The sequence below is a fragment of the Rhizobium sp. 05L419 genome, assembly GCF_056397845.1.
In genome coordinates this window covers 24301-45944 of record NZ_JBFTOF010000021.1, presented here as the reverse complement: position 1 = coordinate 45944, position 21644 = coordinate 24301, and the positions used below count along the sequence as shown (strand labels likewise).

The 21644-nt window shown below is 60.3% G+C and carries 20 protein-coding genes and 3 pseudogenes; 15 read left to right on the top strand and 8 right to left on the bottom strand.

Annotation, left to right across the window (positions count from 1 at the left end; translation table 11 throughout):
* Positions 1–143: 143 nt before the first annotated feature.
* Together AC1DMK_RS22700 and AC1DMK_RS22695 are read left to right on the top strand one after the other, a co-directional pair.
* Positions 144–1109 (top strand): formylglycine-generating enzyme family protein, encoded by a 966-nt coding sequence (locus AC1DMK_RS22700; RefSeq protein WP_477862208.1) that lies wholly within the window; start codon positions 144–146, stop codon positions 1107–1109.
* A gap of 50 nt (positions 1110–1159) precedes the next feature.
* Positions 1160–2167 (top strand): HAD family hydrolase, encoded by a 1008-nt coding sequence (locus AC1DMK_RS22695; RefSeq protein WP_477862206.1) that lies wholly within the window; start codon positions 1160–1162, stop codon positions 2165–2167.
* A gap of 161 nt (positions 2168–2328) precedes the next feature.
* Here AC1DMK_RS22695 and AC1DMK_RS22690 read toward each other — a convergent pair.
* Positions 2329–2603, bottom strand: a pseudogene (locus tag AC1DMK_RS22690) (DDE-type integrase/transposase/recombinase); the annotation flags it as partial.
* Between AC1DMK_RS22690 and AC1DMK_RS22685 the strand changes: the two are divergent.
* Positions 2603–2731 (top strand): annotated as a pseudogene (locus tag AC1DMK_RS22685) (IS6 family transposase); the annotation flags it as partial. The pseudogenes AC1DMK_RS22690 and AC1DMK_RS22685 overlap by 1 nt on opposite strands.
* A 606-nt stretch (positions 2732–3337) precedes the next feature.
* Positions 3338–3823, top strand: a complete 486-nt coding sequence (locus AC1DMK_RS22680; RefSeq protein WP_477862204.1) for a two pore domain potassium channel family protein — start codon at positions 3338–3340, stop codon at positions 3821–3823.
* 119 nt (positions 3824–3942) lie between these two features.
* On the opposite strand, the gene AC1DMK_RS22675 is transcribed toward AC1DMK_RS22680, so the two are convergent.
* On the bottom strand, positions 3943–5370 hold the full coding sequence (locus tag AC1DMK_RS22675) for a DUF2252 domain-containing protein (RefSeq protein WP_477862202.1): 1428 nt from the start codon (positions 5368–5370) through the stop codon (positions 3943–3945).
* Between the two features lie 339 nt (positions 5371–5709).
* On the opposite strand from AC1DMK_RS22675, the gene AC1DMK_RS22670 reads away from it, so the two are divergent.
* From AC1DMK_RS22670 to AC1DMK_RS22655, 4 genes are all read left to right on the top strand, one after another.
* Positions 5710–6516 (top strand): aquaporin, encoded by an 807-nt coding sequence (locus AC1DMK_RS22670; protein ID WP_051974118.1) that lies wholly within the window; start codon positions 5710–5712, stop codon positions 6514–6516.
* A gap of 377 nt (positions 6517–6893) precedes the next feature.
* Positions 6894–7154, top strand: coding sequence for a phage integrase N-terminal SAM-like domain-containing protein (locus tag AC1DMK_RS22665; protein WP_477862200.1), 261 nt, complete (start codon positions 6894–6896; stop codon positions 7152–7154).
* Positions 7151–7561, top strand: coding sequence for an IS6 family transposase (locus tag AC1DMK_RS22660; RefSeq protein ID WP_477862198.1), 411 nt, complete (start codon positions 7151–7153; stop codon positions 7559–7561). The genes AC1DMK_RS22665 and AC1DMK_RS22660 overlap by 4 nt, the downstream gene beginning before the upstream one ends.
* Positions 7562–7579: 18 nt before the next feature.
* Entirely contained in the window at positions 7580–8089 is a 510-nt protein-coding gene (locus AC1DMK_RS22655) for a hypothetical protein (protein ID WP_477862196.1), read from the top strand.
* A gap of 57 nt (positions 8090–8146) precedes the next feature.
* On the opposite strand, the gene AC1DMK_RS22650 is transcribed toward AC1DMK_RS22655, so the two are convergent.
* Together AC1DMK_RS22650 and AC1DMK_RS22645 are read right to left on the bottom strand one after the other, a co-directional pair.
* On the bottom strand, positions 8147–9889 hold the full coding sequence (locus AC1DMK_RS22650) for a hypothetical protein (RefSeq protein WP_477862194.1): 1743 nt from the start codon (positions 9887–9889) through the stop codon (positions 8147–8149).
* Positions 9890–10026: 137 nt separating this feature from the next.
* The gene (locus tag AC1DMK_RS22645; protein ID WP_477862192.1) at positions 10027–10248 is read right to left on the bottom strand and encodes a hypothetical protein; all 222 of its coding nucleotides are present in this window, start codon (positions 10246–10248) and stop codon (positions 10027–10029) included.
* A gap of 382 nt (positions 10249–10630) precedes the next feature.
* On the opposite strand from AC1DMK_RS22645, the gene AC1DMK_RS22640 reads away from it, so the two are divergent.
* Positions 10631–12574 (top strand): mechanosensitive ion channel family protein, encoded by a 1944-nt coding sequence (locus AC1DMK_RS22640; protein WP_477862190.1) that lies wholly within the window; start codon positions 10631–10633, stop codon positions 12572–12574.
* A gap of 87 nt (positions 12575–12661) precedes the next feature.
* Here AC1DMK_RS22640 and AC1DMK_RS22635 read toward each other — a convergent pair whose 3' ends face one another.
* The 3 genes and pseudogenes from AC1DMK_RS22635 to AC1DMK_RS22625 form a co-directional block, all read right to left on the bottom strand.
* Positions 12662–13303: an NrsF family protein gene (locus AC1DMK_RS22635; RefSeq protein WP_477862188.1), complete on the bottom strand. Its 642-nt coding sequence runs from the start codon at positions 13301–13303 to the stop codon at positions 12662–12664.
* Entirely contained in the window at positions 13284–13850 is a 567-nt protein-coding gene (locus AC1DMK_RS22630; protein ID WP_477862186.1) for a sigma-70 family RNA polymerase sigma factor, read from the bottom strand. The genes AC1DMK_RS22635 and AC1DMK_RS22630 overlap by 20 nt, the downstream gene beginning before the upstream one ends.
* Before the next feature lie 120 nt (positions 13851–13970).
* Positions 13971–14399, bottom strand: a pseudogene (locus AC1DMK_RS22625) (UPF0149 family protein); the annotation flags it as partial.
* 302 nt (positions 14400–14701) lie between these two features.
* On the opposite strand from AC1DMK_RS22625, the gene AC1DMK_RS22620 reads away from it, so the two are divergent.
* Both AC1DMK_RS22620 and AC1DMK_RS22615 read left to right on the top strand, forming a co-directional pair.
* Complete coding sequence (locus AC1DMK_RS22620; protein ID WP_477862184.1) at positions 14702–16390, top strand: ABC transporter ATP-binding protein/permease; 1689 nt, start codon at positions 14702–14704, stop codon at positions 16388–16390.
* A gap of 98 nt (positions 16391–16488) precedes the next feature.
* Entirely contained in the window at positions 16489–17157 is a 669-nt protein-coding gene (locus AC1DMK_RS22615) for a CBS domain-containing protein (RefSeq protein ID WP_037065354.1), read from the top strand.
* 109 nt (positions 17158–17266) lie between these two features.
* On the opposite strand, the gene AC1DMK_RS22610 is transcribed toward AC1DMK_RS22615, so the two are convergent.
* Complete coding sequence (locus AC1DMK_RS22610; protein WP_477862182.1) at positions 17267–17830, bottom strand: UPF0149 family protein; 564 nt, start codon at positions 17828–17830, stop codon at positions 17267–17269.
* A 439-nt stretch (positions 17831–18269) separates the two neighbouring features.
* Here AC1DMK_RS22610 and AC1DMK_RS22605 point away from each other — a divergent pair, with 439 nt between their 5' ends.
* From AC1DMK_RS22605 to AC1DMK_RS22590, 4 genes are read left to right on the top strand one after another with little or no spacing between them, the layout of a single operon-like run.
* The gene (locus tag AC1DMK_RS22605) at positions 18270–19244 is read left to right on the top strand and encodes an alpha/beta fold hydrolase (protein WP_477862180.1); all 975 of its coding nucleotides are present in this window, start codon (positions 18270–18272) and stop codon (positions 19242–19244) included.
* A gap of 52 nt (positions 19245–19296) precedes the next feature.
* Positions 19297–20043 (top strand): alpha/beta hydrolase, encoded by a 747-nt coding sequence (locus AC1DMK_RS22600; protein ID WP_477862178.1) that lies wholly within the window; start codon positions 19297–19299, stop codon positions 20041–20043.
* Positions 20040–20912, top strand: a complete 873-nt coding sequence (locus AC1DMK_RS22595) for an alpha/beta hydrolase (RefSeq protein WP_037065347.1) — start codon at positions 20040–20042, stop codon at positions 20910–20912. Before AC1DMK_RS22600 ends, AC1DMK_RS22595 begins: the two co-directional genes overlap by 4 nt.
* A gap of 26 nt (positions 20913–20938) precedes the next feature.
* Positions 20939–21640, top strand: a complete 702-nt coding sequence (locus AC1DMK_RS22590) for an isochorismatase family protein (RefSeq protein ID WP_477862176.1) — start codon at positions 20939–20941, stop codon at positions 21638–21640.
* The last annotated feature ends 4 nt before the right edge of the window (positions 21641–21644 follow it).

Sequence of the window (21644 nt, the reverse complement as noted above, 5' to 3'; positions counted from 1 at the left end):
GGTGGCGCTGGCGACAAATCTCAGCCGCGCCATATATGGCTCGTTTACGCGGTCGTTTACGTTAAGCGCACGTGTTGTTTACCGTTACGTACTTCCTGTTTACTGCTGAATCGTCAAACTTGCTGCCAACCTTGGAGGTCGCGATGACTTTGGCTTTCGAAACTGAGCATGGACCATCGACGACGCCTGACGGCATGGTGTGGATTCCCGGTCGTACTTTCAGCATGGGATCGGACGATCACTATCCGGAGGAAGCGCCGGCTCACTTGGTCAAAGTCGAGGGGTTCTGGATCGATGAAACACCGGTCACCAACCGCAAGTTCATGGAATTCGTGAAGGCGACAAACTATGTGACCTTCGCCGAGAAGACACCCGATCCAAAGGACTATCCCGGCGCGCTGCCCGAGATGCTGAAGGCCGGATCGCTGGTTTTCACCCAACCCAAGAAGGTGAGCGGCCCGGATATTTCCCAATGGTGGGTGTTCAAGTTCGGCGCGAACTGGCGACGTCCGCTGGGAGGTCTGAGCGATATCCGCGGCAAGCTCGATCATCCGGTCGTGCATGTGGCCTATTGCGACGCAAAGGCCTATGCCGATTGGGCCGGGCGCGATCTTCCCACCGAAGCGGAATGGGAGCTTGCAGCGCGTGGCGGCCTCGATGATACGGAATACGCCTGGGGCGGCGAGCTCATGCCGGGCGGGGTTGCGATGGCGAACACGTGGCAAGGTACATTCCCGACGCGCTCGACGAAGCCGTCGGGCAAGGAACGAACATCCGCTGTTCGCTCGTTTCCCGCGAACGGCTACGGCGCCTACGACATGATCGGCAACGTCTGGGAGTGGACCTGCGACTACTGGTCGATGCGCCATCCCGAGCCGGCCGCGAAATCCTGCTGCATCCCTCAAAACCCGCGCGGCGGCGACATCGATGCGAGCTACGATCCCCGCCAGCCGGAGATCCGCATCCCGCGTCGCGTTCTCAAAGGCGGCTCGCATCTCTGCGCGCCGAACTACTGCCGCCGCTATCGCCCCGCCGCGCGCCATGCCGAGCCGGAGGATACATCGACAAGCCATGTCGGCTTTCGCTGCGTGAAGCGATCGCCGACCTGACGAATTGACCGGCTGAAGAATTGACGCGCCAACCGGAGAGATCGAAGCGAATGCACGCACAACGTTACGATACTCGACTTGCCTCGCTCGTTTTGGCTTTCCTCCTCCTGATCGCCGCAGCAAATGCCGTCTTCGCCCAGGACGCCTTGTCATCGTGGAGCGACGGCGCGGCGAAAACACGGATCATGGAGTTCGTGAAGGCGACCACGACGGAGGGAAGCGACCGATATGTTGCACCGGATGACCGGATTGCCGTCTTCGACAACGACGGTACCCTCTGGTCCGAGCAGCCGTTTTACTTTCAGCTCGGCTTCATGCTCGACCGCGTCAAGGTGCTTGCGCCGCAGCACCCTGAATGGAAAGCGAAGGAACCGTTCAAATCAATCCTCGCCGGTGATCTCGCGGGTCTCGCCAAGAGCGGCGAAAAGGGCATCGTCGAACTCGCAATGGCCACCCATGCCGGCATGACGACTGACGAGTTCGCCAAGATCGTCACCGACTGGTTCGCGACGGCGAAGCATCCAAAGACCGGCAAGCCGTACAACGAGATGACCTTCGTGCCGATGCGGGAACTCATCGATTATCTGCGCGCCAACGGCTTCAAGACCTACATCGTCTCGGGCGGCGGCGTGGAGTTCATGCGACCGATGACGGAGAAGGCGTACGGGATCGCGCCGGAGCAGGTCATCGGCAGCACGGTCGTCACGCAATACGACCTCGTCGACGACGTGCCGGTTTTGCGACGCCTCCCCAAGATCGACTTCATCGACGATGGTCCTGGCAAGCCTTCAGGCATCAACAAGTTCATCGGCCGCCGTCCGATATTTGCGGCTGGAAATTCCGATGGCGACTACGAGATGCTGCGCTGGGTGACGGCGGGCAAAGGTCCGTCATTCGCGATGATCATCCACCACACCGATGGTACGCGGGAATACGCCTACGATCGCAAGTCCGCATTCGGCAAACTCGACAAGGCGCTCGACGAAGCCCTGCAGCGGAACTGGCTGGTCGTCGACATGAAGGATGACTGGAAGAGGATCTACCCCTTCGAGCAATAGCCGCACGCGCTGATCACTTCGATGCGCAGGCCGGAAAGAGGCGCGCACCGCCGTATCGTCATTGAACGACAGGCATCGGCTTCGTGACGGCAGGCGGGATCGATAGGGCGGCACCGTAAACTTAACGCCACGAAGACAATATTTTGGAGTACGGCATTGCTTCAGGCGGCGTGAAGGCGTGCGATTTGGCGCCAGGCATCCAGGGCTGCGGCTCGCAGTTGGCGATGGTGGGTGGATGGAATGTCGTGGCGGGAATGTAAAAGAGATTGGCGATCGGGTCGTGGATGGAAACGAAGCGTTGAAGATGCCTTGCTGACTTGAAGCGTTTCATGATCCTCTCACGCCTTCGGATAGGCTGATGGGAGTTTTCTGCCCGATTGTTCAGGCCCTTGTGCGAGCGATGTTCGACACCGGGCATGATTTCCCGCTTCGCCGCGCTTCACTAGCGTCTTTTCGGCGGTCCTCTTCGTCCCGCCACGCTCAAAGCACTCAGCCTTCACCGTCCACTTGCATCGCCTCAGGGCGATCGCACATTGGAAGGCCGTCACCGGGGCCGCAGCCTGATCCTCGCGGCATGCCGGAACTGTCTTCAGCAAAGTTAACCTGACATCACTTCTGACCTTCAGGGGTGCTCCATCAAAGTGACGCTTTCAGACGTGAAGCGGTCATTGACTTGGCGGCTGGCGCTGCCTCGCAAATCCTTTGTGAATGACGACGAACGCCAAGGCCAGCCACAGTCCGCTGGGATTTTGGTTTGAACAGCCCATTGCCTTTGTGGTTTGAGTCGCCCATCGAGCGCCAGCGGGTCCGAGATAAGGGAGCCGTGCGCTACGCCTCATCTCTGCAGTGTTGATTTTTCATCGTTGACTTATCGTTGCACAATTCTGGGTCACTTTTACAGACTGAGCAGGTCAACCACTACGTTACCAACGTGAGATCGCATTCGCCAGCTTTGAATGAAAATTGAGCAAGGCTCTACGAACGGACTTCCGGTTTAGCGTCCATGCAAGTAGTCGAGAGCTTGGTTCGCGCCGGGCAGCGACAGTCTAGATATTCACCGAGGGACAACGGAAGACTAATACCAATTAACATCAAGCAAATTCGTTTTAACATGAAGCTTAGGTTCTTTGCGTAAGCAACTCAGCTCTGACAGGATGTTAGGATAGCACGATGTACGCACTTTTGACTTCGAAGCCCCTGTTTGAAATCACTCTCGGGACCTCGGGAATGATACTAATAATCTTCGTGCACGGGATTGGGCTCAGAATTATTAACCAGCGTTTCACCGGATCGTGGATACGAATAAGTGAGATCACGCCGCAGTGGACAATCAACATAGTGCTAGCCTTCACAATAGGTTCTCTCGGCGCTCTCCACTTCTTGGAAACACTTTTCTGGGCAGTCCCTGTGTCTGCATTTGGATTGATTCCGTCAATGCGTGACAGCTACTTTTACGTGTTGGAAAACTACACGACGCTGGGCGAAGGCAATGTCAGTCTGCCCTATCAATGGCGTCTGATCGGACCCATCATAGCCATGTCGGGGCTCTTTACGTTCGGTTGGACGGGCAGCGTCTTGGTCAACATAATGACGGAATTTGGCAAGGCCGACAGGAAGCGCGCTGAAGCGCGAAGCAACCGCCGATCCGGTGAATGACGACCTGCGTGACTGTCTCCAAGCTTCTCGCGCCCGGACCCCGTAGCCCGGACCCCATAGAGTGTGGGGGTCTCCAAGCGTAAAACGGCTAGTCCCGGCATCGCTGATGTACCAGCCCGTCAGACACCCATATCGGCCTTCACCCGGCCCGAGGCGACGGCGGCCTGGAGCGTCGCGAAGTCCCGCTCGTTCTGGTCGGCGTACGTCTCGGCGAACGAGGCCATAGCCCGGTCGAAGGCATCCGACTTGCCGAGGTACGCGCTGATCGCGATTCGGTCACCCGAGCGCGCGTGGGCACGCGCGAGCGTCCAGCCGCAGGCCTTCCCGTACGCGGCCAGGGCGGGCGGGCTCATCGCCTCGATCACCAGTGACGTCTTCCAGTCCTTCAATTGGCGCACGTAGAAGTCTCGTTCCTGCCCGTCGAGTGGGGACTTGATGTGCTGCCAGCCGACGAAGATATCGGTGGCGGCTTGCATCAGCTGCTGCCCTGCGACAACCCGCTCGCCGTGGGTTGCGTATTCGCTTTTGCCCACGAACCGCTCGAGTACCGACGGTTGCGCCTCCTTAACCTGTAGGAAGAGCGGATCTCGGTCGTCAGCGCCCAGGAAGAGGGCGATCCGGTCGCGGGTGCCGACGCTCCCGACCCCGACTACCTTGCGAGCTTGGTCTACGTAGCGAAACTGCTCGAGCAGGACGCGCCGGTCGCTGGCCAGCGTGCGCCGGTAGGCACCGAACAGGTCTCGGATCTCGTTCTCAATCTGGTCGCGGCTCCCCCCCGGAGGAAACAGCTCGACGATCGGCACTATGAGCGGCGGGTCATTGATGATGCGGGGTTCGCCATCGACGAGGTGGGTTAGCTTCTCGTAGGAGTGCATGCTGTCGCGCGTGCGTGCCTTGGCGACGTCGGCCTCTGCCCGCTTAAGCTGTTTCACGTCGACCCCGGCCGAAAATTCGCGCAGCACCTGCTCCATCGGAAGGCTGGCGTACCAGACCTGAAGATTGCGCATCGCAGCAAAGCCGTGCATCGCCTCCCGGTACGAGCGGATCGTGGCCAAGACGGCATGCGCTCGTTCCTTGTGCGAGAAGCTGTTGTCGCGGCCCGCGATCGCCAAGCTCGCCGCCAACCGCTTCACGTCCCACTCCCACGGCCCCGGCGTTGTCTCGTCGAAGTCATTGACGTCAAAGACGAGGGTCCGCTCCGGCGAGCCGAACGCGCCGAAGTTCGAGAGGTGCGCATCGCCGCACAGCTGGGTGCGGATGCCTGAGTTCGGCGTCCGCGAGAGATCCGCAGCCATAATCAGCGCGCCGCCGCGATAGAAGGCGAACGCTGACGCAAGCATTCGACCGTACCGGGTCGGCACCAACTCGGGCAAGCGCGTGACCGCCTGCTCCTCGAGCAAGGCCACCGGGTCCCGATCACGGGGGATCTCGATCTCGGCCTGGAGCGTCCGCGGCACCTCGACCCGCGCTGCCTTGCCACGCGCCGCACGCTCGGCCGGAGTGAAGTGCGGGACAACCTTGGGCCGACCTGCCTCGACTCTGCTCATCGGCCCCCCTTCCTTTGTGGCGATGCCGTGCTCAAAATATCGCCCCTTTCCATGTTGCTGTCAAAGGCTCCATCCGATCGCGCGCGCCCGCACGCCCAGCCGCCGGACGGGTGGCGTGCGTTGACGGCGCGTGAGACGGCGAAGCCTCGGTCAGTCACTTTGCGACAGGTGAAGGGCGAAGACCCATGCTGACGAGCCTCCCGCTCTCCACCCGCTCTCCGTTTCACGGTTGACCGCGTGCGGCACTTTGCGTAGCGTCGCGTTATGCGTGCCTCAGGCCCGATCGTTCAGCGAATTGCTGACGCTCACGTCGTCAACTGACGAGTAGGAGTCATCGTGATGAGCGCCCCTGACCAACATCTTATCCAAAGGTACGAGCAGTCGTTGGTCGACACGTTCGCGAACTTCGCCGATCCGAAGCAGGAGTGGCGCAGGCTGTTCTCCGAGCTGCTGGGGACGTTTTTCCTCGTCCTCGTCGCCGCCGGCGGCGGGATGATGGGGCAGGCGTTTCCCAACACCATCGACCGTAGCGCGGCAGTGGTCGCGCCCGGGCTGATGGTGATGGCGATCATCCTGTTTATGGGCAAAGTCTCCGGCGCTCACTTGAATCCCGCCGTCAGCGTTGCCTTCTCGCTCCGCGGCGACTTCCCGTGGCGTCGCGTGCCCGGGTACATCATCGCGCAGCTGATCGGCGCCACCCTCGCGGCGCAGTTCCTGCACGCTGTGATCAACGTTTCGGCGACCTACGGGTCGAACTATCCGGCGGCAGGCTATTCGGCGGGCAGCGCGTTCCTGATGGAGGCGGTGCTGACGTTCGGGCTCGTCAGCGTCATTCTCGGCACTGCATCCGGAGCGCAGAACATCGGCGTCTTCGGGGCGATTGGGGTCGGGGCCTACATCGCGCTCGCGGGCCTCTGGGGAAGTCCGATCTCCGGTGCGTCGATGAACCCCGCGCGCACGTTCGGGCCGAATCTTGTCGGCACCGATTTCACGAGCTACTGGGTCTACGTGGCGGGTCCACTGGCCGGCGCTATGCTCGCGGTGGGAGCGGCATGGGTGCTGCGAGGGCCGGGCGGGGGCCGCGCAGGGTCAGGCGCCGCCCAAGGCGACCTCTACACCGAGATCGAGCACCCCGACAAGGCCTGAAGCGGTATCGGGTCCGTCACTATTTTCCGCAATTGTGGGGGCTTTCCGGAACTTTGGAAACTCACTCTTGCCTTTCGCGAATGCGAAGGTTCGACCCTCTCCTGACCTTCCCATCTGCCCAAGGGAATGTCAGGGTTGGGTCAGTTCGAGACTTCGGATCCACCGGATTGAATGTCTGCATTCTTGTGCTTTGTTACAGGAACCTGCCAGTCAGCTTCCGGCCCCAAAGTCGGAAACAATTTCCGCTTTGCGCCGCCAAGCACGAACCCGCTTCGCGGGAGGGCGTGCGCGGTGAGGTTGGTGTGACTATCTGAAGTTCTAGGCAGGCTGTTGGCGTTGCCTGACCATGGAGTTCCCTTCAACGAGAGGAACGTTCAATGGTCAGCTTTTCACATGATGCCCCGACCACACCGCTTCGCCAGCGCATGCAAGAAGATATGGTGATGCGGGGTCTGGGATCCCACACTCAGCAGGACTACATCCGTCATGTCCGGCGCTTCGCCACTTTTCTTAGGCGCACGCCTGATACGGCAACGGCCGAGGACATTCGGCGCTTCCAGTTGTATCAGCATGAGAACGGTGTGGGGCACCGTAACGTTAACCGAGCAGCGATCAAAATGTGGGATCTGGCGGTATGACCAAGGTCGCCCGTGATCCTCTTTCTCGTCGCCACCGATTTCCAGCGGACGCGATTGCCCATGCCGTTTGGCTCTATTTCCGGTTTCCACTCAGTCTGCGAATGGTCGAGGATATGCTGGCAGCCCGTGGCGTCATCGTCTCTCACCAGACCGTGAGGCTCTGGGCGGAGAAGTTCGGCAGGCATTTCGCCAATAATATCCGGAAGCGATCAGCCGGCAGGCTCGGCGATAAATGGCACCTCGATGAGGTTGTCATCACGATCGCCGGCAAGAAACACTGGCTTTGGCGCGCCTGCGACAGAACCTCCTTTCCATCGAAGCCTGCAACGTACTTTTACGATGGTCGGGTGTCGGCCTTTGTCATGCAACCTTCTGATTTTTCGCGCGTTCACGTGACATGGTCATGACAGCGGAGGAGGTACTGGATGTCCAAGCGCGCGATGCCCGATAGAGACGCCCAAGGGGCCCTCCGGGAATGGGTCGATGCCGGCGAATCCATTTCCCCCGGCGAAGGAATGAGCAATGCGAGCGGGAAGCCGCAGGGGTTGAACACGGAAGCCGAGATCCAGGCCCATCTCGCCGAACTCGAAAAAGCCCCGGCCGAGGACGAATTCCTCCCTCCCGTGGACTACGTTCCGACCGAGCGGCGAACGTTCCAGGATGTCCGTGACGACGTCGATCAGCTGCGCCACGAGATCGATAATCTCCGCGCGCGCCTGTCGATCATCCAGCAACAGGCGGCGACCGTTGTCAGGTCAAACGTCGAGTGGGCCGACGCCAGTGCCCATGCACAACTCGGGCCGTATCCGTGGGCGAAGCTCGCAGGCGCGATGGTCGCGACGTTTGTTGGCGCACGAATGCTGGGACGCGCTGCAGGATTTGCGGCCATGGTGCTACCCCTGATCGCGAGGCCGCATCGCCGCAATCAGGATTAGATCGGCACCCGCAACCGCAGTCACCGGCGCTTCGACAAGTAGGGCCACACGCCGCACTTAAAACGCGCTTGCGAGGGCGCTGCTCTTGAGCCCGGCCTTTGTCAAACCCTCCTTGATGGAGGCTGACAACGCCGGTCCGAAATGGCGCCGCGCCATTTCTTCGCGCAACGTCGTCTCGAATTCAGGCGCCCTGCGTCCGGCGTCATCCAGCCGCGCGGCCGCTTGGTCGGAACCAAGCTGTCCGAGTGCGGCGGCGCGAAGCACTCGGATCACAAAGTCGTTGCCGTTCACCTGTTCGGCGAGGAGCGATGTCTCGGCCCAATCGCCGCGGCGATATGCATCGAGCGCCAGCACCAGAACGGCATCGCGCGGGACGGCGTCCACCGATCGGCCGGCGTCTTGCGCCAGGGATACGCCGGCGTCCCAATAGCCTGCGCTGAACAGCACCATGGCGAGCTTGGCGCTGACCTCCGGATTGTTCGGGTTGAGCACAAGCGCACGGTTGCCTGCGCTGATCGCGGCATCTGTTCGTCCGCTGTAGAATTGTGCCAGCATCAGGGCGATCTGGGCGCGATCGGAGAGAGGCGCAAGCGATACCGCTCGATTTGCAAGGTTGATGGACCGGCTAACGGTTTCAGCGTTCACGCCGGCGCCATGCCCCGCGATCAGCACCCTCGACAGGGTGGCGCTTGCGTCGGCATTGTTCGGGTCGGCAAAGAGCGTTTTTTCAAGGCAAGCTCCGGATTCGGCAATAGCGTCAGGACCGCCGTCGTCGAGGGCGTATTCCGCTCTCAGGACGCAGGCATTCCCGATCGTGTTGGCAGCACTGTTGTGGGTTTCGATATTGTTGATCGCACCCCGCGCAGCGGCAAATCTGCGCGAAAGAGTGGTGACGAGCTCGTCCCTCACCGTCGCCTCGGCCTTTCCCTTCGTATCGATGTGTTCCAGGCCGGAACTCAGCAGGTCGCCGGTGCGGGTATCGACGATCTGCCACCAGACGCTACGGTCATCGCCGTCGCCGTAGTACTTCATGGCTATGTCGTAGGCACTGCCCTTGGGTGCCCGGAGGCTCTCCGCAAGGGGTCTCCCGCGCGTTGTCGCGGTGGCCAGGCGCAATGTCTGGAATTGAGCCAGCGCGGTCAGCAGCATGTCCCTGGTTAGGCTCGCGTCCCCAGCCCACCTGGCTTCCGCCGCCGTCATCGTCACTGCGACCGTGGGTTTTTCCGTGTAGGAGGGTCGCAGGCCATAGACAACCAACCCGACTGAAACAGCGACGGCCGCCGCCGCCGCAACAGCGAGTGACAGCTTCCAGCCATGGGACTGTCGGGCGTTCTGCCGCGATACGGTAGCAGGCTCTTGCGCTGGCGCCGGCCGCAACCGCGCACGAGGCATTTCGACAATTGCCTTGGTGTCGTCGAGGATGTGGCGCGGCATCGCACTCGAACGCAGGAAAACCGCCAGATATCTGCCTTTGGGCAGCTGCAACTCGACGCTGGTCTCCGCGGCATATGCCTCATAATATTGATTGAGCGCGGAGCGCAGGCGACTGACTTCGATGCGAACGATCGGATCGATGGCCGGATCGAAATTGCTGGGTCGACCGAGGACATCCACGGCAATGGCGTATGCCTTGACGCCCTCTTGCTGGCCTTGAAACAGGTGCTCGGCGAGATAGCGCAGTATGCTCACCGCGCGATCGGTCACATGAAATCTGCTGTCGGACAGCAACCGTTCGAGTTCAGCTCTCGCCTCGCATATCGTGACCGCGCGGGACGTGACGTACTGTTCTTCCACACTCATGGCTGCCTCTCGCATGCAAAGATTGACGCTTGAGTAGAACAGGAGAGTTATCCAATGCATTACGACAGGTTGCAACAACAAACACTAACAAAACCAAAACACGCCGGATTTTGAAACGAGCTGCGCCCTTGCGACACTCATGAAGAGTTGTGAAGACAGAGCTGAATGACGTCGGACTCGATCTCCCCGCATATGGTTTCGTACTCTTCGATCAACGGGTCGCGCGACGTCCCATGACGTTTTCGGAGCCGATCGAGCGTGGTGCAGGCATCCTCGTAGGCTTCACAGAGATTTTCCAATGCGGACGACTTTTGAGCGAGAATTTGCAGGCTCCCGCGCAGCGCGGGGAGTTTCAGCATGAGCCTCCAGAGACCCCGCTGCGCATGTGGCGATTTCTCTGTCGTACGGCTCCCGGTCATCAGCCTATCCGGCCTTGCAAAATTTCCCACCGCAAAAATCTACGCCAACCGAGACGCTGCGGAAGTACGTAACGGTAAAAGCCGCCGCTTTTACGCGCGAGGCTAGCAACGTTTACATTTTTTCCGAGGACATTTACGCTCGCATTTACCGTTGCGTACTCGCACTGAAACCCGTTTCGTGATCTGGGTGGCAGTTGAGCTGGAGGGCGAGCGTGAGAAAACTCTATCTGGCGAACACACAAGGTCAAATTGGTCTGCTGGCGCCGCGCCGGCAGAATTTTTCGCGCACGAATTTCCTGTTTTCCCACTAGGAAACCAAAGAATGAGATGGCTGGTCGCTCTTGTTTTCGTGTTGCTGATGACTGGTAGCGCAGGCGCACAGACGCAGCCGGYGCCGAGCAAAATCGACGATCTCGTCCGACTTCTCCAGGATCCGGACGTGCGAACCTGGCTGGAGAGCCAGAAGCCGGCAGCGCCTGCGGTCCAACCGGCTGCGATCAGCGGCCTGCCCGCCTGGGAGCTGGCGACACGCCAGCGGATCAACGCGATCGTTTCGGCCGTCCCTCGCATTCCGGGCGAGGTCGCGTCCGCCTCGATGCGAGTGCGGCAGGATGCGATCTCCCATGGCTATGCGCCCGTCATGCTTATCTTCGCCGGCCTCGTTGTTTTCGGCGCGCTTGCTGAGAAACTGTTCAGGCGGTTGAGACCAAACAGGGCCGTCCCCGGCAGTCCGCCGCGCGCCCTCTCCGAGCTTTTGCCCCTCGCCGTCTTCACAGCCGCCATGGCGGTCATATTCTTCGCGGTCGAGTGGCCACCGCTCGCTCGCATCGTCCTGCTTACCTATCTGGTTGCATTTGTCGTCTATCGGTTCGCGTCGGCGCTTGCCGATATCGCGTGTCACGGCCGCAACGATTTGCTGCGGCGTGTCCGGATCTTCCTGGGGATCGCGGTCTTTGCCGTCGCCTCCACCAGCCTGGGAGAAGCGGTCGGGCTCGATCCTGCAGCAACGACCGCGATCGCCTACTGCTTCTCCTTCGTGCTGCTTCTGCTGGCGATCGAATTGCTCTGGCGAACGACCCGAAAGGGGCGCGCGGCCAAACTCGGCCTGACCGCTTTTCTTGTCGCAGTCTGGTTTCTCTGGTGTATCGATCTTCGCGGGCTGTTCTGGATCGGCATCTATGCACTGGTATTGCCGGGAATACTGCGAAGCGTCGGACGCAGCGTGGAGGCGGCAATTCCTTGTCCGCCGGACAGTCGCCGGAGCGTGTTGCTCGTTCGGGGCAGCCGGGCCGTGGTGGTCGCCCTCGCGGCGGCCTGGATCGCCGTTATCTGGCAAGTCAATCCGGACTCGCTGGCGCACCAGAATCCGGCCTTGACCCGAATACTCTACGGATTGCTGAAAAGTGTCGTCGTCCTCCTTCTCGCCGACCTGGCGTGGCATCTGGCACGCGCCCACATCGATCGCACGCTGGCGACATCTTCGGATACGACCGGATTGTCGGCGGCCGACATCGCACGCCGCAGCCGGCTTCGGACATTGTTGCCAATCATCCGAAACGGGCTTGCGGCGATAGTGGCGGTCATGGCCGGGCTGATCGTGCTGTCGGAAGTCGGCGTCGAGATCGGGCCGCTGATCGCTGGCGCCGGGATCTTCGGTGTGGCGATCGGCTTCGGTTCGCAGACCCTGGTGAAGGACGTTATCAGCGGTATCTTCTATATGCTGGACGACGCGTTCCGGGTCGGCGAGTACATCCAGGCAAAGAACTACAAGGGAACGGTAGAGGGCTTCAGCCTGCGGTCCGTACGCTTGCGGCATCACCGAGGCCCGGTGTTTACCATCCCATTCGGCGAGCTTGGCGCCGTCGAGAACATGAGCCGCGACTGGGTGATCGACAAGTTCCGGATTTCCGTCGGCTACAACACCGATATTGCCAAGGCGCGCAAGATCACAAAGGCGATCGGTGCCGAACTGCAGGCGGATCCCGAGGTCGGTCCGCTCTTCATCGAACCCCTGAAGATGAAAGGTGTAGAAGAATTCGGCGACTACGGCATCGTCCTGAGTTTCGCGATGACCACGGTGCCGGGGCAGCAGACTTATATTCGTCGCAAGGCGTACGCGATGATCCGGGATGCGTTCCAGGCGAACGGCATCGAGTTCGCTCAGCCGACGGTACAGGTTGGCGGAGACGACAAGGGCGGCGGTGCGGCTGCCGCAACGGCGGTGCGCGCGACCCAACTCAAACAGCAGGCGGCGGAAGGCGAATGATGCCTTCTCTCGGGCGAGCGTCTCGGACGTCGCGGCGGCAGCGCCGGCCCTTCATCGTCGGGACCCGCAGCGGGGCGCCGCCACGACTCACCATCGCAAAATTTTCCGGCCCACGACGAAGCCGGAAAATGTCACTATCATGATTGCGGTCGTATACCAGACCGCAAGGAAAAGAGGACTGTCGTCAGGGCAGTGCCAGGCGTAGATTGCGGCGGCAATGGCGCCGGCGGCGAGGCCGGCCACAGCGCCGGCAAGACCGGGTTTATCGGGCGCTGCCTCTTTCAGCGCCAAGAGCAAGCAGGCAAGCGGCGCAAGCGAAAGAACAGGAACGTAGAAGATGCAATAATCGGCATAATTGCCGATCATGCTCGTCATCCAATTCTGTTCCGGCACAACGGCGAGCTCGGTCGCAATGCCGACAACCAGCAGCACTGCGGGCAAGGCAAACGCCAGCGCGCGGGTCTTCAGCGCAATGCCCGGACGGCCGATCGAAAAAACAAGCGCGACTGCGACGACAGCCAGGATCAGGGTTTGGCAGATTTTGAAGAAGACGCGCGGCGTATCGAAGACGGTCTGGATATCGGGCCGGACGCCGACGAACAAAATCATGTAGGCAATGGAGATCGCAGCACCGACCAGCAGCGCCAAAGCCATCATGCGACCGTGCCGCATGCGTACCGGAGCGTCCTTCGCAAGAAGGTCGATCAGTTCATCCGTTTTCACGTTCATCTCTCCGATAGTGGGCGGCCAGCAACTTCAGCGCCCGGTGAAGAGCCACGCGAACGGCTCCTTCGCTCATTTTCAACCGCGCCGCGGTCTCGCGCACACCCGCGCCTTGGAGCGAGATGGAGCGCACGATCTCGCGCCCCGGATCCTTCAGCTGCTCCAGCAGACGTTCGACATCGAGCCGATCCGAAACGTCCGCCTGCTCTTCCGCCTCCAATGTGGCCATCACATCCTCGATGGGCACGCTCACATGCCGGCCGCGCCGTCGCAGGCTGTCCACCAATTTGTTCCTCACGATGGTCGACAGCCAAGGGCCGATCGGCCGTTTCGGATCCCAGGTTCCACGCTTCAAATGGACAGCAAGCAGGACCTCCTGAACCACATCCTCGGCCTCGCTGACGGGCGCGCCGAATTGGCCGCAGCGCCGACGCGCCATTGCGCGCAGATGCGGCGTGACGGCTGAAAGGAAGCGGTGATACGCGCGCGCATCGCCTTCGATGGCTTCACGCATCCAGCCGGACCATTCCTGTTCACGTGCCGACTGTTTCACCCGACATTACCCCTCTACGCATGCGCACAAGAATTTGTTACCACGCTTTGCGATTTATTCGTGAGCGCGACGAACGGCCCACCGCTTCTGGCGTTGACGTAATGTCGGTTGCGCTTTTTATCAGAACTTCTGCTTTGTCCGCTTTGGCATGAAGTAGCTTCGGATCCTGACGAGTGATTCAGCGACCGCTGCATCCGATTGGGTAGCCGGCCCAGTAGCTTCACTGAGCATGCGGATCGGCGCGATAATATCGCCAGTGACGGCATGGCCACGGATGACCGGCCGCCATTGTTTCTGCGAAAAGCCTGTCCCCATCAGGAAGCTGTTGTGCCAATCCATGGTTTCGAAGGTTTGGTTGTCGATCCTGCTGAACCTGGGCCGGTGTTCCTCAGGTGTTTCGGCAAGGCTCGCCGAGATCCGGTTCTATTCCGCAACGATTGTCTGCACGGCCTGCTCCGGGATCCATTGGCGTGGGTCGATAAACTTCGGAGCGATGACAAGCGCCGTCAGATAGCCGTCGATGCCGCTCATCGTCCAGATCGGAGGGCAAGAACGATTGTCGCGTCGCGGGGTATTGCATCGACATCCTTGCCCGCGCCACGCTTCATCGAATTTCGACGATGACTTCTCGTTTGACATGGATGGACGGCAGATGAACTGAACCGCGCCTATGGCCGATGTATTGCGCGGTCAGGCGGAAACTTCCATAACTGCAATGGCGGTGGCGGCAGTGGAGGGCGTGGGAGATGAACGGCGCTCCACTCTGTACTGGAGATGCCTTGAGCCCAGCCCGAACGTGCAAGGCACCGACGGGTTGGCTCGTGTCGTGACTCGGGAGGCAAACCACTGCCATGGACAAGCAACAGATTCCCTTCCGGACAACTGCTGTTCGCTTCGTGCGAGCGCTCAAGGTCTTCCTGACTTCCGAGGTGGGCGGAAAAGCCGGAGTGATGTTTTCCGGATTGGTGGCGCTTTTGTTCGCGCTCAGCGGCCTGAACGTTGTAAGCAGCTACGTAGGCCGCAACTTTATGACCGCGATCGCCGATCGCCAAACCGCTGAGTTCATCCGGCAGGCGACATTTTACGTTGCGGTCTTCGCGGCATTCACCATCGTTTCGGTCGTCTCCCGTTTCATCGAAGAGCGACTTGCACTGCTTTGGCGAGATTTCCTCACCCGGCGGGCTGTCAGTTCCTATCTGGCTGATGGGACCTACTACCATCTGGACGTTTCCGGGCAGCTCACTCACCCCGACCAGCGGATCGCTGAGGACATGCGCGCATTCACGGTGACTACGCTGTCATTCATCCTCATGGCTCTTAACAGCAGCCTTACGATCATCGCATTTTCCGGAGTGCTTTGGTCGATAAGCCCCCCGCTGTTTGTCGTCGCTGTGCTGTATGCGGCTGGCGGGTCGTACCTGACGATCATGCTTGGACGACCATTGATCAAGCTGAACTATGACCAACTCGACAAGGAGGCGAGCTTCCGCTCCGGCCTAATTCAAGTTCGAGAAAACGCCAAATCCATTATGTTGGCGCGCTGCGAAGGACAGCAGAGTTTTCGGCTGCTGCAGCGGCTCGAGGAGGCAGTCGCCAACTTTCGCAAAGTCACCGCGATCAACCGCAACGTGGGCTTTTTCACAACTGGCTATAACTGGCTGATCCAAATCATTCCCGCATTGATCATTGCGCCTGCGTATATCAGAGGGGACATCGAATTCGGGGTGATAACCCAATCCGGCGCGGCTTTCGCAATGCTCGTGGGCGCGTTTTCGCTTATCATAACCCAGTTTCAGTCCATTTCGACATTCGCCGCGGTCGTCGCGCGGCTTAGCTCCCTGATGGAGGCTATGGAACAGGTCCAAACACCCGTAGAAGCGGGTATCGAGTTTACCGAGGAAACAGGGCGCCTGGCCTACGAGCGGTTGACTCTGTTGTCACCAGCGAACAAGGTCCCTCTCGTAAAAGACTTGTCGCTTTCGATCCCCGTCGGAACGCGCGTTTTGATCACAGGGCCCATTCAAGGTGCTCGAATAGCGCTGTTCAAAGCAACGGCCGGCATTTCCGTCAAGGGATCCGGACGTATCGTCCGGCCAGCCCTCGACGACATACTCTTTCTCCCTCAGCGCCCTTATCTTCCGACAGGCACGCTACGCCAGGTTCTTGTCCGCAATGCACGCGCGGCCGACGTCCCCCAGGAACGCATCGTGCGGTACTTGCACGACCTCAATCTTGAACATGTGCTGGAGCAGGCGGGCGGGCTAGATGTGGAGAAAGACTGGGAAATGTTGCTTCCACTGCAGGAGCAGCAACTCCTGGCACTCGTCAGCATTCTTATCGCGATGCCGCGGTTCGCTTTCCTGGACCGTATTGATACAACACTGGGTCTCGACAAGCTTCACAGGATCCTGCAAATCCTTTCCGAAAATTCAATAACCTGCATCAACAGCGCGGAAACCGACGCCCTGCGCGATTGTCACGATGCGGTGTTGGAATTCGGAGAGGATGGCGGATGGCAGTGGACGGGTAGCCGGGCTTGAGGCGCTGCCACGCCAATGCCGGTGAAATGGTTGTCGAACGCCCGCAACAGGTGTAGTTTGCGAGCGGCTCGGTGCCCCGAAGGGAAGGTCGTGCTGCCATGCTGGTCAAGGACGTGATGATCACGAAGGTTGTCGGGGTATCACCTGACAACAGTGTCAGGCGGGCCGCCGAGATCATGCTTGCCAATCGCATAAGCGGTGTCCCCGTCATCGATGATGCAGGTAGCCTCGTTGGTATTATCAGTGAGGGTGACCTGCTGCGAAGAACGGAGTTGGGCGGGGGAGCCACTGCCGAACTTGGAACACCCCTCTCAACTGCCGAGGAGAAAGCCAGCTCGTATGTCAAGAGCAATGCGTGGAGAGTGGCTGATGTCATGAGCCGCGACCCAGTGGTCGTGGACGAGGACGCATCTCTCGGGCACGTCTCCAGGCTGATGCAGGAACATCGCATCAAGCGCATTCCTGTGGTCAGAGAGGGTCAACTGGTCGGTATCATCAGTCGCGCGAACCTTTTGGAGGCGATCATCGCGGCGAACCAGGATGAAACCGCACCGGGTGACGAGGCCATCCGTCGCAGCATTGCGAGCCGCCTCAGCGAAAACACGGGTCTTGCAGGAAAAGACATGACGGTAACCGTCTCCGACGGGGTAGCTCACCTGTGGGGAAACGTTGACACCACTGAGTGCAAGAAGGCGGCGCGCGTAGCCGCCGAGAGTGTCCGCGGCGTCAGAGGTGTGGTTGAGCACTTCCCCGAGATTTCTGCATAAAGGGTCGGACTATATCTGTCGTCACGCCGACGCAGAGCAGTTGAAGATCGTGAGCGCAACGAATGGCCCACGGCTTTCGTAATTGACAGCATAGGTTTCTGACACTCGGTCAGATCTTCTGCTTTACCCGCTTCGGCATAAAGTAGGTTCGGATATTGACGAGTGCTTCGGCGACGTCAGCAGCATCCTGGCGGGTCGCTTTCCGTTTTGCCTCTCCGAGCTTGCGGATGGGCGCGATGATATCGCCAGTGACGGCATGACCTCGAAGGACGGGCTGCCAAAGCTTGGGCGTGTACCCTGTTCCCAGCAGAAAGCAGAGGTCCCAATCGAATGGATCAAAGGTCTGATCATCGAGCTTGGTGAACCTGGGCAGGTGGTCTTTCGGTGTTTCGGAAAGGCTCGCCGAGATGCGGTTATACTCCGCAACGATCGTCTGCACGGCCCGATGTTCGGTTGTTTCCATCGGCAGATTCAGGGCATCCGGACCGGTCAGTTCCGGGATCCATTTGCGTGGGTCGATGAACTTCGGGCCGATGATGAGAGCTGTAAGATAGCCATCGAGACCGCTCATTGACCAGATTGGCGATGCCGGACGACGTCCCCTGATGAAGGTTTCGAACGCCTCGTCATCGAGCTTCGGTCGTGCTGTCGTCCCCTGGCTGTTCTGTGTCATGCCACCCGTCGCTCCTGCTGTGTCATCGCTTCACGCTCAGCCTTCCAGGCCCAAGGCAGGACTTTCCAACCCAGCGCGATCTCCAACCATCCCGTTCCGCTCCTATCGGTGAAGGAGCTTATCTCGCGGCCGCGATCACAAAAGGAAAGGTGGGCTGTTCATAGCGCTCACGAATATCCATGATAATGTCCTTTATCATGGATATAAATTGAGGCCGCCAAAAGAGCCGAAAAGGCAGACAGATCTTCCCAAGACGCTGCTTTAATGGATTGGCTTTCGTTTGGATCGAGCGGTTCAGGCTGCTCATTGTGCGTTCAGCCAAGGCTGACGGTTCAACTTTTTACCCTTATTTATCCCAGGGCCGAAGCCCGCTGCTGATAGTCCTCTTTTCCAGAGGTGCCGATGTTCGATCTGCACCCATTTTGGAAAGGCAAGGATCATGAAAAAACATCTCGTTAGCGCCGCCATCGCACTTTTTGTAGCCATCGCTCCCGCTGCGGCCGATGCCCGCTGTGTGCCGACCAACGCGGTAGCCGCCGCGCAGGCAGTTCCCCTAATTCATTACAAAAGCACATTGATCGACGGCGTGAAGGTCTTCTATCGCGAAGCCGGCCCCAAGGACGCGCCGGTCATCCTCCTCCTGCACGGATTTCCGACCTCGTCACACATGTTCCGCAACCTCATTCCGCTGCTTGCGGACCGCTACCGCGTGATTGCGCCCGACTATCCCGGCTACGGCCAGAGTGACGCACCCGACCACACAAAGTTCGACTACACATTCGCGAACCTGACCAACATCGTCGACAAGCTGACCGAAAAGGTCGGAGCCGATCGCTACAGTATGTACGTCATGGATTACGGCGCACCGATTGGATACCGGCTCGCGCTCAAACATCCCGACCGGGTTGAAACCCTGATCGTGCAGAACGGCAACGCCTATACCGAAGGCCTCGCCGCATTCTGGGATCCGATCAAGGCCTATTGGGCCGAGAAGACGCCGGAACGCAGGGAAGCACTCGCCGGCCTGGTTACGCTCGAGACCACGAAGTTTCAGTATACCGACGGGATGGGCGATGTCGCGAGGATCAGCCCCGACAACTGGGTCGTCGATCAGGCCTTGCTCGATCGACCGGGCAACAAGGACATCCAGCTGGATCTTCTGGGCGACTACGGTAGCAATGTGCCGCTTTACCCGCAGTTCCAGGCTTTCTTCCGCGAGCGCAAACCGCCAACGCTGATCGTCTGGGGCAAGAACGACAAGATCTTCCCCGAGTCCGGCGCGCACCCCTATCTTCGCGATCTCCCCGACGCCGAGATGCACATTCTCGACAGCGGCCATTTCGCCCTCGAGGACAAGCTCGACGTGATGGCGCCCCTCATCCGAGATTTCCTCGACCGCAAGCTTTGCAAGTGACGCGTCCCGCGGGGCCACCGGCCCTGCGGCCAACACCCTGAAAGGAAGAGATATGACCAATCCCGATTTGGGCACCCAGGCAGCTGGGGCGCCATCCCTCTCAATCATCCTTGTGCACGGTGCCTTTGTCGACGGCTCGGGATGGCAACAGGTCCATGGCGAACTTGTCGACCGCGGATTTGAAGTGCTTGTCGCCCAACACCCAACGATCTCGCTTGAAGGGGACGTTGCCGCCACCGAGCGCCTGATCGCTGCGGCTCGCCACCCAGTGCTCTTGGTAGGCCACAGCTACGGTGGGGCCGTCGTCACCGAAGCCGGCGCCAGCCCAAAGGTCCAAGCGTTGGCTTATATTGCGGCTTTCGTGCCCGATGTCGGCGAGTCCGTTGCAGCGCTGAACGAAGCTCCGGAAGAGCCCGGCGAGACCAAGGCACCGTTGCTGCCCCCGCAGGACGGCTACTTCGTTGTCGACCCGGCCCGCTTTTCGGAAGCCTTCGCAGCCGATGTCCCCCTCGCGACCACGCGGTTCATGGCGGCAGCGCAGCTACCTTGGGGCCTTGCGGCCGTAGTCGCTCCCCTCACCCGTGCAGCATGGATGACCAAACCCAGCTTCTATCTCGTCGCTTCCGCCGACAAGATGGTGCCTCCAAGCGCGCAGCGCCGGATGGCCCAGCGCGCGGCAGCAGCGATCACCGAAATCGACAGCAGCCACGCCGTGATGATGTCGCACCCGCGGGAAGTCGTCGCGTTCATCGCGGCCGCCGCCTCGGCCGCAACGCCGATGCAAGGTGACAGACAATGACCCGGCCCGTCACCTACCACCGAACCACCAACGTTGCCGGGGTGAAAATATTCTACCGCGAAGCGGGAGAGCGGGGCGCACCTGTCGTGGTGTTGCTTCACGGCTTTCCGAGTTCGTCGCACATGTACCGCAACCTCATTCCAGCGCTCGCCGACCGCTATCATGTGATCGCGCCCGACCTTCCGGGGTTCGGTCTGTCAGAGATGCCTTCTTCGAGCGACTTCGGATATGGCTTTGCCGCCTTCTCAAACGTCGTCGCTAGCCTTCTTGAGCAGCTGGGTGCGGAACGCTACGCTCTCTACGTCATGGATTATGGCGCGCCGACCGGGTTTCGCGTGGCGCTCGCGCACCCCGACCGGTTGACCGCTCTGATCATACAGAACGGCAATGCCTATGAAGATGGCATGGGGGAGTTCTGGGCGCCGACGCGCGCTTATTGGGCCGACAACGGTCCGGTAAACCGCGACGCGATGCGGCCTTTTCTGTCGCTTGACGGCACGCGTTTCCAATATCTCACCGGCACAAGGGACGAGGCGCGGATCGATCCCGCGGCGTGGCTGTACGATCAGCTCTTCCTCGACCGCCCGGGCAGCGCGGAAATCCAGCTGGACATCATTTACGACTATCGGACCAACGTCACGCTCTACACCGCTTTTCACGCCTATTTCCGCGCGCATCGGCCGCCGGCCCTGATCCTGTGGGGCGAGAATGATCCCATCTTCCTGCTCGACGGAGCGCGCGCCTTCCTCCGCGACCTGCCCGACGCCGAACTTCATTTTTTCGACACCGGACATTTCGCCCTCGAAGACAAGGCGGACGAGATGATCCCCGTAATGCGCGACTTCCTCGCGCGAAATCTAACTCAGTAACTAAAACTCAAACAGGGATATCGACCATGTACAACAGCAAATCCAAGTCGAGCGTGCTTCCGAGCGGTGGCGGTGCGACCCTCATCGATCCCTCCGACGCCCTGATTCTGCTTCTCGATCACCAGTCGGGGCTATTCCAGACCGTGAAGGACATATCGATCTCCGATCTCCGCCGGAATGTGGAGATGATCGCCAGGCTCGCCACGCTGCTGGGTATCCCGGTCATCACGACCGCCTCGGAACCTGCCGGCACCAATGGTCCGCTGATGCCCGAGATCCACGAATATGCACCGCACGCCATCTATGTGCCGCGCAAGGGCGAAGTGAATGCATGGGACAATGACGATTTCGTCGCCCAGGTTCGCTCGAGCGGCCGTAACACTCTCATTATGGCGGGCGTCTGGACCAGCGTCTGCGTGATGTTTCCGGCGCTCGACGCCCGCGCCGCCGGCTACGACGTTTATGCGGTACTCGATGCCTCGGGAGATCCGAGCGAAATGGCCTCGCGCATTTCGCTCGCCCGCTTTGTGCAGGGCGGCGTCAAACCGACATCGACCAACGCATTGCTGTCCGAGCTTCACCGCACCTGGGCGCGGCCGGAGGCAGCCGAACTCGGCAAGCTCTACGGACTTGTCGCGCCCAACTATGCGGCCGTGGCCGAGAGCTACGCGCGCGCAGCAAGCCGCGAGAGAGGCGAGCTAGGCTCGCATTCGTCCGGCACCCTATGAACTG